A 14500-nucleotide genomic window follows, 5' to 3' on the forward strand; every position below is an offset into this window, starting at 1 on the left:
CTTTCCATGCAGATGCAGCGGCTGACTTATTTTCTTGTTGTGGCAGACGCCTTGCTGGCCGGGGTGTCCCTGATCCTCGGCCATGTCCTGCGCTTTGAGGGCGCATGCGACATGACGACGATCTTCGGGCCGTCCGGCGTGCGGATGGTTTCTTTTGTCGCGGTAGTCATTTTTTCTGGCTATTTCTGTGAGATGTATCGGTGGGAAAGGCGCACGGGGCGTCTCGACCTGGCGGCCACGACGGCAGTCGCCATGATGGTTTCTTTTTTCATGCTGTCCGTTTTTTATTATATTTTTCCTGCCGCCATGATTGGTCGCGGCTATTTGTCTTTGTCTCTGCTGATTTTCGGTGCATTCCAGTTTGTGGCGCATCTGGGTTTTCTCATGCTTCTGGAGCTGCCAGGGCTTGCCAATCGGGTGCTCATTATCGGTGTCGGCCCACTAGCCGAAGTTATCGAAACGACCATGACGCAGCGGCCTGGCCGCAACCTGTTTGCCGGGTTTGTCCGGCCGGTCGCGGATATTCTCAGTGTGGCGGAGGACAAAGTGGTTGGCGATATTGACAACATTGCCGAACTGATCCAACGGGAAAAAATCAGCCGCCTGGTGGTGGCTGTCACTGAGCGGCGTGGCGTGTTGCCGGTACGTGAACTGTTGCGCTGTAAGCTTGGGGGGGTCGACATCGTCGATGCCCTTTGTTTTTACGAAGAAATGACCGGTAAACTGCTCATCGAAAATATCCAGCCCAGCTGGTTCCTCTATTCCAACGGCTTTCGGATCACAACATTTCTGCGGTTTTACAAGCGTATTTTTGACGTATTTTTTTCCTCTGTCGGGATTCTTCTGGCGCTTCCCGCCTGGCCGATCGTGGCCCTGATGGTTAAATTGGACTCTCCGGGGCCGATATTGTTTAAACAGCTTCGGGTGGGGGAGCGAGAACAACTGTTCAAGGTTTACAAGTTTCGCACCATGCGTCAGGATGCCGAAAAAGACACCGGGGCGGTTTGGGCCCAGAAGGACGATCCCCGGGTTACCCGGGTGGGCGGCTTCTTCCGTAAAACCCGTCTGGATGAACTGCCACAGTTATTCAACGTGCTCATGGGAGACATGAGTTTTGTCGGACCCCGGCCGGAACGCCCGGAATTTGTCGAGCAGCTTAATGAGAAAATACCCTACTATTCAAAGCGCCATTCCATGAAGCCTGGTGTAACCGGCTGGGCTCAAGTCTGCTATCCTTATGGGGCCTCAGAGGAAGACGCTCTGGAAAAGCTCCGGTTTGACCTTTACTACATAAAAAACTACTCGATTCTACTCGATTTTCTCATCATTCTTGAGACGGTGAAGGTCGTTCTTTTCAGTCGTGGAGGAAGATAACCCAAATGAAAAAGTTGATTGTTAGCCTGTCGCTGGCCCTTGTCTGTTGCTCCAGTTTCGCATGGGGGGGGGATTATGTCATTGGTGATGGGGATGGCTTGAGTATCGCTGTCTGGGGCTCCCCCGAACTCAGTGTCGATATTGTGGTGCGTCCTGACGGTAAAATCACCCTTCCGGCGGTCGGTGACGTGGAGGCTTCAGGGCTCACGCCGGCTGAACTCGGGAAGGCGTTGACCAAGGTTCTTGGCAAATACGTGAAAACCCCCATCGTTACAGTGACGGTGGCAGGCATTACCAATAACCGCATCTACATTTCTGGCGGTGGGGTGCCACCGCGGGTCATTAGTCTTCAGGGGCGAACCTCCCTCTTCAAGCTGTTGTGCAGTCTCGAGGGGATCGGAAATGCCGACTTGATGCGAGCTTACATCATGCGTGGGGGCGATAAGATTGAAGTCGATTTCCACGACCTTTTTGACAATGGTAATCTTGCCGCAGATATTGACCTCAAGGCTGAGGATATCCTGTTCTTGCCAACGAATGAATTGAACAAGGTTTATGTGGTCGGGGCCGTCAATACGCCCCAGTACATCATTTACCGGGACGGCCTGAGGATTCTGGATGCCATCCTTGAGTCGGGGGGATTTACCAAGTTTGCCAAGGAAAGTGCCGTGTTGATTTTGCGCAAGAGCGGTGATGACCGTCAAAGTATCAAGATCAACATGGACCAGTTGATGAAAGAAGGCAAATGGAACCAGAACCTCGAGCTTAAACGCGGTGATTACGTGATCGTCAAAGAAGGCATGTTTTAGGACGGGCAGAAGGAAGAGGATGGGCCAAGTCTTCAGCCTAACGATTTAAACTACAGACAGGTGAAAAATGGATTCTCCGATTCTTCAGATTAAAAAATATCTTCACGCGCTTTACTCCCGGAGATATCTGTTTCTGCTTATTGCGGCATCGACGGCGGTGTTGATTGTTGCCGGAAGTTTTTTCGTCCCCGAAAAATACGAGGCTAAAAGTACGGTCTTTATCGAAAAAAGTATTGTGAACAACCTGTTGAAAGGGCTGACCGTGACGCCGTCGATGGGGGACCGGATCCGGGTGCTTCGTTATGAGATCCTCAGCCGGGATATGATTTTGCGTGTTCTCAAAGGGCTGGACATGGATGTTGTCGCCGGAACGCCAGAAGAGTTTGAAAAGCTGATCAAATATTGCCAGGAGGAAACCCAGATAAGCGTCAAGGGGGACGATCTTTTTTTTGTTTCGATTGTTGACCCTAAACCTAAATTTGCCAGGGATTTCATCAATGCCCTGGTCACTACCTATGTCGAGGAGAACCTTTCGGCAAAGCGGGAAGACTCCTTTGGCGCCAACCGGTTCGTGTCCGAGCAGGTGACATTCTACAAAGACAAGCTGGATGTCATTGAAGGCCGGATTAACCAGTTCAGAAAAGAAACCGGTATTTTTTCCACTGTGACCGAGGCCTCGATCATCGAAGAAATCAAGGTCTATGAAGAAGAGCTCAAAGGTCTCAGGATGAGAAAAAATGAAATGTTCGCGACCTTGAAGACGATACGCGAGCAAATCAAGATGATGCAGCAGATGGCTTCGAGCGGCGGCGCGTTGTTCGATATGTCTGGCGTAGCAGGCGGGGATGTGCGCATTGGAGCGATACAGGCCAAAATCGACGAACTGCTTCTGGTTTACAATGAACAATATCCGACTGTGGTTAAACTCAGGGAGCAACTTGCCGAGATGCAGAAGCGGCAGGAAAAACAGGCCGGTCAGGATAGCGCGTCGATGGTAGACTCATTCAACCCGCTCGAAGATCCGATTTTTGTCGATCTGAAAATGCGGATGAATGCTACCCAGTCTGATCTGAATGCGTTGGAGGCCAGGGAAAACGAACTGGTCTTACAGGTCGACAGCAACAAGAGGATCCTGGCAAACTTCCCTGAAGATAAGAAGAAGCTCGCAGACATGGAACGGGAGCGAGCCATGAACAGGAATGTTTATGAAACACTTCTCGAGCGGGTCGGGATTTCCGAGGTTTCAAAACACATGGAGGTTTCCGACCGGTCGGGCAATTTCCGGATTGTCGATCCGGCAATCCTTCCATTTATTCCAGTGGGTGTCAAGCGTGTCGTTATGATGGTCATGGGGCTCTTTGCCGGGCTTGGAGCCGGCTTGGGCGCAGTGGCAATTCTGGTGAAACTTGACGATACAGTGAAAGATTCCGATGCCCTGCGTGCACTGGGGGTGGCTGTGCTGGCTGAGATTCCGCTCATGCATAGTGAATTTGAGGCTCGCCTGGAACGCAAAAAAGACCTCGCTGTTTATTCATACGCGGGATTCTGCTTGTTTTTTGTAATGGCCATGGTCGGGCATGACCTGCTGGGGTTGCAATATGTTGATCAGGTCATACGCCATTTGCGCCTCGACAAGTTGGTTGCCGACATGGTTGGCCTGATTAGTTAGAAGGGGATGAATTGACATGAGTCGGATCGAAAAGGCCATTGAACTGGCCGCACAAAAAAGAGAAGGCATGTCCTCTGATACGGGCGGCATCGAAGATTCTGCTTCGCAGGTCACTCCTGCTTTGCATCGTACTTCCAGCTACGAGGCGTTTGCCTCGATTCCTCCCGCTGTAATCAAAAATCCTTTTCTGGTAACGGCTACCGGTGAAAACACTCCGGCGTCTGAACAGTACCGCAAACTCAAGTCTTCGATCGTTAAGCTGGCGCAACTTGGCCGGTTTGACAAATCACTTATGGTCACCAGCGCGATTGGCGGCGAAGGCAAAACACTGACGTCTTTGAATCTGGCCATCACCCTGGCCCAGGAGTTCGACCACACGGTTTTGTTGGTCGAAGCCGATATCCGCCGGCCCACGATTATGAAATATATGGATATGGAAGCCACTGTCGGTTTGACCGACTGTGTGCTTGACGGCATTGATGTCGGCGATGTTTTGGTGAAAACCGGGATCGGCAAGCTTTCGGTCCTGCCGGCCGGCCGGATGGTGCCGAATCCTGTGGAACTCTTTTCCTCAAACCGTATGCAGAACATCCTGCTTGAGATTAAAAATCGTTACCCGGATCGCTACCTCATTGTCGACACCACCCCGCTGCTGCCTTTCGCCGAACCACAGTTTATTGCCAACGTTGTAGGTGGAGTCCTCTTTGTCGTGCGCGAAGGGTATACCTCGGTCGACAAGGTCACCAAGGCTCTGGGGTTACTGAAAAATCACAACCTGCTCGGTGTGGTCTGCAACGGCATGAGCCAGGTCACCTCAGGGGGGAAATCCGGATATTACGGATACTACGGGTATAAGTGAGACGATGGCTGAAGCGCAGGCTGAATGCAGAAGATTGACAGTCTTCCACGTTCAGCCGATCCCCTTTACTGGTCCAAGAGGTCCCTTGTTATGAAACACTCGAGAATTATTTTTGCGGTGCTGTCTGCCATCTTGCTCGTCTCTTCTTCGGCATGGGCCGAATTTCGGCTAACGCCGGGCTTTTCTTTGCGTCAAGAGTACGATGACAATATCTACCTGACGGCCCGCGACGAGGAAAGCGACTTCATCACCATCGTGCGGCCGTCGATCAACCTCAACTGGGAGACGCGGTTCGTCGAGCTTTCGTTGAACCTGGGCCTGGAATACGAAAAATACCTGCACAACAGTAACGAGGACGAACTCCGGCCGAGCCAGGGAGCTCGCTTCGATTCGACCTGGTCGCTCTACAAAAATGCTCTTTTTCTGCGGGTCTCCGACAGTTACGAGCGGGTCCCGATTGACGAAGGGGATAAGGGGGGGCTTGACAACAAGCTGGCCAATCTCACCGATCGCAACCGCTTAATTGTCAACCCCTATCTGCTGCTGCACCCGCTCCGGACTCTGGAAGCACGTTTTGACTACCAGTACGAAAATGTCTGGTACCGGGCGGAGGAAGGAGATGATGCCGAAACCCATCGCTATTCTCTTCAGTTGACCAAGGAGATCAGCCCACGGATCTCGGCCATTCTATATGGCGGCTATACCCAGTATCGGCCCAGAGACGCCAGTCGTTCGGTTCTCGAGGATATCGGCGATGAAGAATACGACCGCACAGATGCCCGCCTCAACCTGCTCTGGAATGTGACGGAGAAGTTTACTCTCGGCGGCAATGTCGGCCGAGCCTGGCTCGATTACGATTACAGCGGCGAAACCAGCTCGACCCTGCTTGGCGGACGGGCTGATTACCAGCTCTCCCGCACCGTTTCTGTGGGCACTTCCTATCAGGAGGATATTTCCGATTCGGTTGAAAACGGTGCCCGTGAGCAGAAGCGCTACTCGGCTTATTACAGTTATGCTGATCGCGCCAAGGCTTCGCTCACTTTGTTTAAATCCCGGGATGATTATATCGAGATTCAACGCCAGGATGACTCAATGGGGGCCGTTCTGGCGGGCGAATTGCCGATTACTAACAAAAAGGGTGTCGCCTGGTCACTGAACTATACCGATTACGAAAAAGCTGAAACAGAAGATTATGACCGCTACGGAGCGCGCGTGGAATTCTATCACGATATGCGCCTGGGACGGTTTGCCCTGGGGTACACCTGGAACCGCAACGATTCGGATATCCAGGACAACAACTACACCAGCAATATCATCTTTGCCCAGGTGGTGTTGAGCTGGTAGCAGGCCGTAAGAGTCGGCCGTTGGATGGTTCAATCTAACCGTTTCAGCCTAACCCTTTTATCGCGGACATTGCATGTATGAGTCATATTTCGGTCTGAATACCAAACCGTTTGAACTGGTTCCCAATCCCCGATTTCTGTTCAACAGCCAGTCCCATAAGAAGGCGATCAATTATCTTAAATATGGCCTTCAGGAACGGGCGGGTTTTATTCTTTTGACCGGTGAAGTGGGCTCGGGCAAGACCACCATTATCCGCGACATCATCAATAACCTTGAGGCCGATATCGCCCTTTCCATGGTCTTTAACACCCGCGTTACCTCAAAGCAGGTGATCGCCATGATCAACGAGGATTTCGGCCTCGAGGTTGTCGGAAAAGATAAGGTTGCGCTGGTGCGTGACCTGAACGACCACCTGATAGGCTTGCATGCCCGTCAAAAAAGGGCGGTGGTGATTGTTGACGAGGCGCAGAACCTGACTCCGACGATCCTCGAAGAAATACGTCTGTTGTCCAACCTCGAGGCAGATAGTTTCAAGTTGTTGCAGATCATCCTGGTCGGGCAACCCGAACTTAAAAAAATCATCACCTGCCCCGAATTGCGGCAACTGCGGCAACGGATCAGCATCCATTGTCACCTGCAGCCCCTGACTCGAGAGGAAAGCGAAGCTTACGTTTATCACCGGCTGGCCATGGCCGGAAACCGCAATGCCCTGCGTTGGAACGACGGTACTTTCGATATCCTTTATGGATACAGTGGCGGCATCCCCCGGCTTATCAACGTGTTCTGCGATTTCGTGCTGCTGGCGGCTTTTGTCGAAGGGACCCGGGAGTTGACTCGTGATCTGGTCGACGAGGTGATTGGCGATGTTTCCTGGGATCGTCATCTCGATTCGATCAGTCCCTCTCCGGGCCAGCGTTCTGTCACAGGAGACGACCAGGAAGGGATGGCGGATCGGCTCCTGCGTTTCGAACAGCGGTTGAACTGCCTCGACGCCGTGCAGGAAGGAGACGGCTGGATCGCCAAACGGTTGGCTGTTCAGGCAGATCTTTTGAATAGGCTTGCGGAGCGGCATTCGGGTGATATCGGCCGCATCGAGTCTGCCCTTGCGCGCATCTGTCGCCAGCTCGACGGGTTGATCGCTTCATCGGCCGCCGCGAAAGATGCAACGGGTTCTTCGACCAAACCGCTGGATGCGGCGGTCGATGGCCGCCCGACATCGCCGACTCCGGCCGCTTCCGCTTCCGGGGCACTGCCGAAAAAGCGTTTGTTCGGGAGGAGGGGGTGATAGGGCTGACCCCTGAAGGCCCAAGAATCACCAACTTTCTCAGTATCGATGTCGAAGACTACTTTCATGTCTCCGCTTTCGAGCAAGTATCGCCGCCGGCCTCATGGGGTTCTCGTGAGTTGCGGGTTGAGGGCAATACCGAGCGGGTGCTGACTATTCTTGATGCGACTGGGGTCAAGGCGACCTTTTTTGTCCTCGGCTGGGTCGCTGAACGTTGTCCCCAACTGGTCAAACGCATCGCCTCCGGGGGGCATGAGGTGGGCAGTCACGGTTATGGCCATCAGCGGGTTGGATTGCTGTCGCAGGAGGAATTCCGCCAGGATATCCGGAGCAGCAAAGCCCACCTTGAAGATCTAACCGGTTGCGAAGTTCTCGGCTACCGGGCTCCGAGCTACTCGATTTCGCGCAAAACCCCCTGGGCCTTCGACGAACTGTACGCAGCCGGGTACCGTTACGATTCCAGCATCTTTCCGATTCAGCACGATTTTTACGGTATGCCCGACTGGCCCCGTTTCGCCGGATCGACCGTGAAGACCGCCGACGGCAGCTGGCAACCGGGTGAATCATCGATCGGAGAACCGACCCTGGTTGAACTGCCCATTACCACCGTGCAGATAGGCGGGAAAAATCTTCCGATTGCTGGTGGCGGTTATTTTCGACTCTTTCCTTATCCACTGACCCGATTGGGGCTGCAGCGCATTAATCACACCGAGGGTAAGCCGTTCGTTTTCTATCTGCACCCATGGGAATTTGATCCTGCTCAGCCACGCATGGAGGGAGCTGGATTGAAAAGTCGTTTTCGGCATTACCTTAATCTGAACAAGACCGAGGGCCGCTTCCGGCGACTGGTATCTGATTTCAGCTTCGGGCCGATATGCGAAGGATTGCAGTTGTGAGGCGGCAATCCTTCGCGACGATATAGGGGAAAATGATGGAAATACGCCTTCTTTCCGGCGCGGATATAAAAGCTTGGGACGAATATGTTTGCAGTCATCCCGACGGCACCATTTTTCATCTCACCAAGTGGAAGCAGGTGGTAGATCAAACCTTCGGACATTCGAGCTACTACTTGCTGGCCGCAGATCAGGGGCGAATCTCAGGAGTTTTACCCCTGTTTCAGATTCGAAGCCGACTGTTCGGGCATTTTCTGGTTTCCGCCCCCTTCGCTGAACTTGGCGGCCCCCTGTCGGATCGTCCGGAGGTTGAAGCGAAGCTTCTCGAGCGAGCTTTTCAAATTGGGGAGGAGCTGGCCTGCGATTATGTGGAGCTTAAAAACAAGACCGCCATCGATGGCCTGCTGACCAAAAATCTCTATTACAATTTCAGCAAAGAGATTCTTCCCGCGCCGGAAGACAACCTGCTGGCAATCCCGCGCAAGTCGAGAGCCGCAGTTCGCAAGGGGATCAGCGAAGGTCTCATGACTTATTTCGGCAACGATCAATTTGACGATTTTTATGAAGTCATGGCCCGCAGCTATCGGCAGCTTGGTACGCCGATTTTTCCCAAACGGTTTTTTCGGGCGTTTCTCGATGTGTTTGGGAATGACGCTGAAGTGATGGTGGTCCGGAGCAGGGAAGGTGTGCCGATCGGTTGCGTGCTGAGTTTCTATTTCAAAGACCGGGTCATGCCCTACTATGCCGGGTCGCTGTGGGAATACCGCCGGCTCTGTCCCAATGACTTCAAATACTGGGAGCTGATGAAGCGGGGCTGCGAGCGGGGTTGCAGGGTGTTTGACTACGGCCGCAGTAAAGTCGATACCGGTTCCTTCAGCTTCAAGACGCACTGGGGATTCGAACCGACCCCCCTGGCTTACCAGTATCGCCTGATCGGGGCTTCGCAATTGCCGAATCTCAGCCCGACCAATCCCAGATACCGGCGCAAGATTGAAATATGGCGGCGGATGCCCCTGGCTCTGACCAAACTCGTCGGGCCGCCGCTGGCGAAGTACTTGGCGTGAACAGTCCGTTCTTGAAAGCATTTGCGCCTCCCGTTGTATTGATGGGAGCCATTTTTCTCCTTTCCTCCGTTCCGGGAGAGGTCGATGACGGGATTCTCAAAATCCTGACGGCACTTGACCCAAAACTGCAGAATCTGCTGCATATCCCGCTCTTTGCTCTGCTGCAGGTGCTCTGGCTGCGGGCTATTGTAAAGGGCGGTCTTGCCAGTTGGAAAAACGTGCTGCTCTGCCTCGGCATCACCCTGGGCTATGGCCTGTTCGACGAAATTCACCAAATGTTTGTTCCAGGGCGCTACGCGTCACTTCTCGACGTGCTGCTGAACCTGCTCGGAGCTGTTCTGGGGACGCTGGGTTTCTGGTGGGCGACGAGAAAGTCACATCCAACGCATTCAACAGGATTACCGAGATAGAAGCGGATAAAGGTAATTGGTCCACAAAGGGCACGGAAAGTTGGCAGGGGAAAGGTCAATAGCGAAGCTGAATTCCCGTGCTACCGTGGATAAGAAAGATTATAGGGGTCTGCTTTGAAAATACTCTACCTCTGTCACCGCATTCCCTATCCCCCCAACAAGGGGGACAAGATCCGCTCGTACAACGAGGTGCGGTATCTGGCGCTGCGGCATGAGGTCGACCTGCTCTGCCTGGCTGACGAGCCCGACGATATGAAATACTCGGCCGATCTCGAAGGGATCTGTGCGCGTGTGGCGATCTATCCCCTCAACAAGACCCGGGCCAAACTCAGAGGGGGACTCTCTTTGGCGCTGGGGCAGAGCATTTCCGTCGGCTATTTTTACCAGCGCAACGTGCAGGCCTGCTTTGATCTCTGGCTGCAAGAGCGCGGCTATGACGCCGTGCTCTGTTTTTCCTCGACCATGGCTGAATACGTATTCCGGTCACGACTCTTTGACTCGGGAGACGGGGAAAGCAGACCCAAGCTCATCATGGATTTTTGTGACGTCGACTCGGACAAGTGGATTCAATACGCCGAGGAAGCCCGTTTCCCCATGGACCGGATCTACCGGCTTGAAAACAGCCGGCTGGCCGCTTACGAACAGCGGGTCTACCATAAGTTCGACCACTCGGTGTTGATTTCCGAGGCCGAGGCTGCGCTGTTTCGGCGGATTTGCCCATCCGCAGCGGAGCTCGCCGTGATTCCCAACGGTGTCGATTTCGAATTTTTCGATGCCCGCCTGAGTGACGCCAGTGTCCTTCACTCCGATGCCAAAAAGGTGCAGGGCGAAGCAGGCGGTGCCCCTACGATTGTTTTTACCGGGGCCATGGATTACCACGCCAACGTTGACGGTGTCTGCTGGTTTTGTCGCGAGATCTACCCGACTTTGAAAGCGGAGTTCCCGGAGGTGAGATTCACTATTGTCGGCAGCAATCCCACCCCCGCTGTCCGTGAGTTGGCCGCCATTGATGGGATTACTGTTACCGGCTTTGTCGATGACGTGCGCCCCTATTACCAGGCGGCCGATATCTGCGTCATCCCACTGCGGCTGGCGCGGGGGGTGCAGAACAAGGTCCTCGAATCGATGGCCATGAGTAAGACGGTGGTGACCACCTCAAAGGCCAACGCCGGCATCCAGGCGATTGACGGTGAACACCTTCAGGTGGCCAACACCGCCGAACAGTTTATCCGCTCGGTGACCGGATTGCTGAATGAAGAAGCGAGTCGACTCCGTCTTGGTCAGAGCGCCCGGGAGTTTGTGGTAGCGAATTACGATTGGGCCGTTAATATGGCAAAGCTGGAGCGGCTTTTAATCTGAGTTGTTAAAAAAGTCGGATGAAATCAGTCGATCCGCGGTACACAAGAAAAGCCTGGACGGAACAGAAATCAGGTCGGTGCATTCCGCGGCCAAAAAAGATCATCGCCTTGAGGGTTCAATGTCATGAAGATTCTCCACGTTCTCGATCACAGCCTGCCTCTGCACAGCGGCTACACCTTTCGTAGCCAGAGTCTTTTCCGTGCCCAGCGTGCCATGGGGTATGCCCCGGTAATTGTCACCTCGCCCAAACACGAAGAGAGCTGGAATGGCGATACCTCACTGAAAGAAGAAATTAACGGTTTCACCTACTATCGTAGCGGCGCCACTCGCCACTTGCCCGGAGCATTCACTAGCGAAGCCTGGCTGATGCATGTGCTATCACGGCGAATTCTTGAGGTTGCTAAGATTGAACAGCCTGATATCATTCATGTTCACTCGCCGGTTCTCAATGCCATTCCAGCGTTGTGGGCCGGGCGCAAGCTGGGGTTGCCGGTGGTCTATGAAATCCGCGCCTTTTGGGAAGATGCTGCTGTCGATCATGGCACTTACGCCGAAGGGTCCTGGAAATACAAATTGACCCAGCTCATAGAAACCATGGTCTGTACCCGCGTTGATCACGTGGCCATTTTGTGCAACGGCCTCAAGAACGATCTGGTCAGTCGTTATATCCCGGCGGGTAAAATCACTCCGGTGTTCAATGGGGTCAATCTTGATGATTTTAAACCCTGTCCGCCCGATGCCGAATACCTGCGTGAATGGAACCTGGCTGGCAAAAAAGTCATTGGCTTCATCGGATCGTTCTATCGTTATGAGGGCCTCGATCTGCTGGTTAAGGCTTTTGCCCGAATAGCCAAAACCGATCCGGGTGTTGTGTTGTTATTGGTCGGCGGTGGGGAGGTGGAAGGGGACCTGGCACAGTTGATTGCGGGCTTCGAACTCGGGCACCGGGTGCTTATGCCCGGTAGAATCCCCCATGACCGGGTTCCAGGTGCCTATGCCATGATCGATATCCTAGCCTATCCCCGCCATTCCATGCGCCTGACTGAACTGGTGACGCCGCTCAAGCCATTGGAGGCCATGGCCATGGGCAAAGTGCTGGTTGCCAGCGATGTTGGCGGGCACAAAGAACTGATCCGTCACGGTGAAACAGGGGTGCTGTTCAAGGCGGGAGACGACGTTGCTCTGGCGGCCGAACTTGCCGGTTTGCTGGGCGATGGGCAGCGCCGGGAGGCCCTGCAGCGGCAGGGGCGGGAATGGGTGAGCCAGCATCACGCTTGGGGGAGGACCACAGCGGTGTATCAGGATATTTACCGATCCGTCACCCGGCCCTGACTGAAAAGATGGGGCCACGGAAAATTCGAAAAGCCAGGAAAGGGGTAAAGTATCAAAGTGAGAAATACAGTATCTTCCGAGGCTGCAAGGGAAGGAATGCTATTGTCTATGGGAGGAAGCAATGAATGAACAAGAATATATCCATGGTATGCTTACCCGTACCGGTCTATTTATGGACCAGGCATCGCTTGAAAAGGTGCGCAATACCACCTTCGCCATTGCCGGTATCGGTGGGGTCGGAGCCATTACCGCTGAACTGCTGGCTCGTTGGGGGGTGAAAAAATTCCGCCTGCTCGATATGGATAAATACGAGCCGACCAACCTTAACCGGCAGCTCTTCGCCACATCCAAGACCCTGGGGCAAACTAAGGTCGAGACGGCCGCGGCACGAATCAAGGAGATCAACCCATTTGCCGAGATCGAAATAACGGTCATCGACATGGTGACGAACGAAAACGCCATCTCTTTTGTGCAGGGGGCGGGCATTGTGATCCAGAATGCCGACCGTCCTTCGGCCAAACTCCTTTACCTGGCAGCTCGCGATCTGAAAGTGCCTTTGGTCAATGGCTATGCCACCATTACCGGAGGTCGGGTGCAGGCTTTTGATTATCGCAAGTCCGCTTGTGAAAGTGTGATCGAAAAGTATTGGCATAAGTACAAGATGCAAGACCTCAAGCCGCTTTCCGAGATGTCGGTGGATGAGGTGAAGGCGTTCGATCAGCAGTTTGTGCATGCCACGGCGCCGTCACTGAATTTTGTGACTAATATGGTCGGGTGTCTAATTGTGGCTGAAGCGGTGAAGATGCTGACGGAGCAGGGGCGGTTGGCCCAGTATCCGTGGTTTGTTGAGTTCGATACGTTCACTTGTCGAATGCGCAGACGGCATTCCCTGTCACCTTTTGAGCCGGGGAACGTGAAGCGGATTAAGGGGGTGGTTGAGAAGGTGATGGGGAAAAAATATGCTACATAGAAACGATGCGCCCCAGCAATCTTATGATCATTCTTATGGTCAATGATTTGAATATGCTCTGGTTTTCTTCAGTTATTTTTTTTCTGGTGGTTGGCTTGATAGTGGTTTTGGAGTATTCACTCCGGATTTTTTACCAATATTATGGTCGAAGTTATGTCTGGAAACCTTACCAGAAAATTCGCATGGAGATTGATCAGCGCGCATTGCAAGGTATTCCAGCCGTGTGTAATTTGGTGGTTAACTCCCAGGGAGAAATAGGTTCAGAACCTCCGAAAAGAAAATTCTGGCGCGCTCTTGCCGTTGGCGGTAGTGCCGTTGAATGTTATTACCTCGGATCGCATTGGGGATGGACAGCCGAATTACAGCGGAAATTGGATCAGCCCGAAGCTCTTCACAGGCTGTGTGCTTCTGCGGTTCATGTCGGCAATATTTCTCAGTCGGGGATTGATTCAGCCGCTTTGGCGATGACCTTGGAGGCCATTCTTCCTCAGTACAAACAGCTTGATATGGTTTTTTGCATGGTAGGTGGGAGCGATGTGGTTCGCTGGTTGGCGAATGGTGCACCCGACAGCGGGGAAAGTCGTTCCCGCAATTATCAGAGCTTTTTTGGGCTCAGGCAGCGGCGTCTGTACCGCTGGCGAATATCTGATATGGCGGCAACTGAATGTGTTAGGGGCATATGCAGAAAATGTTTTTGCAAAGAAACTGTAAAGAAAAATGTTGGCAGCAGATTACTGAAATTAAGAAAAATGAGAATGGATGCTAGTGCGATTCGTGATGACATGGGGAATCCAGAAAAAATGCTTCAACGTTATGAAGAAAATCTTCGGCGGGTTCTCACAATGTGTCGGGAAAAGTCAGAACGGGTCTTTCTGATTTTGCAGCCGTGGTTTGATCGAGAGATAAAGACCGAAGAAGAGGGCCGGTTTTGGGACGGTGCTCAGGGAGAGCCTTACGTCGAAAATGTAACAATTTATTTTAGTTTTAGTGTATTGCGCGACTGTATGCGGTTAATAAACAAATCGGCGAAGAATGTTGCCGATTCACTTGGCATTGCAGTGATTGATTTACAAGAGGCGGTTCCTCCAGGTTTCAATAATTATTATGACTATTTTCATTTCACTAAAGAGGG

Annotated in this window: 13 protein-coding genes; all 13 read left to right on the top strand. The window is 52.9% G+C overall.

The window, feature by feature from the left end:
• Nucleotides 1–6 precede the first annotated feature (6 nt).
• Complete coding sequence (locus ABYV89_RS01950; RefSeq protein ID WP_432821236.1) at nucleotides 7–1374, top strand: TIGR03013 family XrtA/PEP-CTERM system glycosyltransferase; 1368 nt, start codon at nucleotides 7–9, stop codon at nucleotides 1372–1374.
• Nucleotides 1375–1379: 5 nt separating this feature from the next.
• The gene (locus ABYV89_RS01955) at nucleotides 1380–2183 is read left to right on the top strand and encodes a polysaccharide biosynthesis/export family protein (protein WP_432821237.1); all 804 of its coding nucleotides are present in this window, start codon (nucleotides 1380–1382) and stop codon (nucleotides 2181–2183) included.
• 67 nt (nucleotides 2184–2250) lie between these two features.
• Nucleotides 2251–3852, top strand: a complete 1602-nt coding sequence (locus ABYV89_RS01960) for an XrtA system polysaccharide chain length determinant (RefSeq protein WP_432821238.1) — start codon at nucleotides 2251–2253, stop codon at nucleotides 3850–3852.
• A 16-nt stretch (nucleotides 3853–3868) separates the two neighbouring features.
• Nucleotides 3869–4711, top strand: coding sequence for an XrtA-associated tyrosine autokinase (locus tag ABYV89_RS01965; protein WP_432821239.1), 843 nt, complete (start codon nucleotides 3869–3871; stop codon nucleotides 4709–4711).
• 90 nt (nucleotides 4712–4801) lie between these two features.
• Complete coding sequence (locus ABYV89_RS01970; protein WP_432821240.1) at nucleotides 4802–6055, top strand: TIGR03016 family PEP-CTERM system-associated outer membrane protein; 1254 nt, start codon at nucleotides 4802–4804, stop codon at nucleotides 6053–6055.
• Between the two features lie 73 nt (nucleotides 6056–6128).
• On the top strand, nucleotides 6129–7340 hold the full coding sequence (locus ABYV89_RS01975) for an XrtA/PEP-CTERM system-associated ATPase (RefSeq protein ID WP_432821241.1): 1212 nt from the start codon (nucleotides 6129–6131) through the stop codon (nucleotides 7338–7340).
• Nucleotides 7337–8236, top strand: coding sequence for an XrtA system polysaccharide deacetylase (locus tag ABYV89_RS01980; RefSeq protein WP_432821242.1), 900 nt, complete (start codon nucleotides 7337–7339; stop codon nucleotides 8234–8236). Before ABYV89_RS01975 ends, ABYV89_RS01980 begins: the two co-directional genes overlap by 4 nt.
• Nucleotides 8237–8271: 35 nt before the next feature.
• A complete protein-coding gene (locus ABYV89_RS01985) occupies nucleotides 8272–9297 on the top strand; it encodes a FemAB family XrtA/PEP-CTERM system-associated protein (RefSeq protein WP_432821243.1) in 1026 nt (341 codons plus the stop codon).
• Entirely contained in the window at nucleotides 9294–9707 is a 414-nt protein-coding gene (locus ABYV89_RS01990; protein WP_432821244.1) for a VanZ family protein, read from the top strand. The genes ABYV89_RS01985 and ABYV89_RS01990 overlap by 4 nt, the downstream gene beginning before the upstream one ends.
• Before the next feature lie 114 nt (nucleotides 9708–9821).
• Nucleotides 9822–11066: a TIGR03087 family PEP-CTERM/XrtA system glycosyltransferase gene (locus ABYV89_RS01995; RefSeq protein WP_432821245.1), complete on the top strand. Its 1245-nt coding sequence runs from the start codon at nucleotides 9822–9824 to the stop codon at nucleotides 11064–11066.
• 123 nt (nucleotides 11067–11189) lie between these two features.
• Nucleotides 11190–12398 carry a TIGR04063 family PEP-CTERM/XrtA system glycosyltransferase gene (locus ABYV89_RS02000; RefSeq protein ID WP_432821246.1) on the top strand — a complete coding sequence of 403 codons (1209 nt, stop codon included), beginning with the start codon at nucleotides 11190–11192 and terminating at the stop codon, nucleotides 12396–12398.
• 121 nt (nucleotides 12399–12519) lie between these two features.
• Nucleotides 12520–13368 (top strand): HesA/MoeB/ThiF family protein, encoded by an 849-nt coding sequence (locus ABYV89_RS02005; RefSeq protein ID WP_432821247.1) that lies wholly within the window; start codon nucleotides 12520–12522, stop codon nucleotides 13366–13368.
• A 23-nt stretch (nucleotides 13369–13391) separates the two neighbouring features.
• The coding region (locus tag ABYV89_RS02010; RefSeq protein ID WP_432821248.1) for a hypothetical protein at nucleotides 13392–14500 on the top strand (1109 nt) is incomplete at its 3' end.

It is taken from the genome of Trichloromonas sp. (genome assembly GCF_041583255.1).
In the GTDB taxonomy this organism is placed as follows: Bacteria; Desulfobacterota; Desulfuromonadia; order Desulfuromonadales; family Trichloromonadaceae; genus Trichloromonas.

Coding starts and splice junctions, on each gene's coding strand:
- ABYV89_RS02000 (WP_432821246.1), top strand. CDS start 11,190: ATGAAGATTCTCCACGTTCTCGATCACAGCCTGCCTCTGCACAGCGGC.
- ABYV89_RS02005 (WP_432821247.1), top strand. CDS start 12,520: ATGAATGAACAAGAATATATCCATGGTATGCTTACCCGTACCGGTCTA.
- ABYV89_RS01985 (WP_432821243.1), top strand. CDS start 8,272: ATGGAAATACGCCTTCTTTCCGGCGCGGATATAAAAGCTTGGGACGAA.
- ABYV89_RS01950 (WP_432821236.1), top strand. CDS start 7: ATGCAGATGCAGCGGCTGACTTATTTTCTTGTTGTGGCAGACGCCTTG.
- ABYV89_RS01970 (WP_432821240.1), top strand. CDS start 4,802: ATGAAACACTCGAGAATTATTTTTGCGGTGCTGTCTGCCATCTTGCTC.
- ABYV89_RS01955 (WP_432821237.1), top strand. CDS start 1,380: ATGAAAAAGTTGATTGTTAGCCTGTCGCTGGCCCTTGTCTGTTGCTCC.
- ABYV89_RS01965 (WP_432821239.1), top strand. CDS start 3,869: ATGAGTCGGATCGAAAAGGCCATTGAACTGGCCGCACAAAAAAGAGAA.
- ABYV89_RS01975 (WP_432821241.1), top strand. CDS start 6,129: ATGTATGAGTCATATTTCGGTCTGAATACCAAACCGTTTGAACTGGTT.
- ABYV89_RS01960 (WP_432821238.1), top strand. CDS start 2,251: ATGGATTCTCCGATTCTTCAGATTAAAAAATATCTTCACGCGCTTTAC.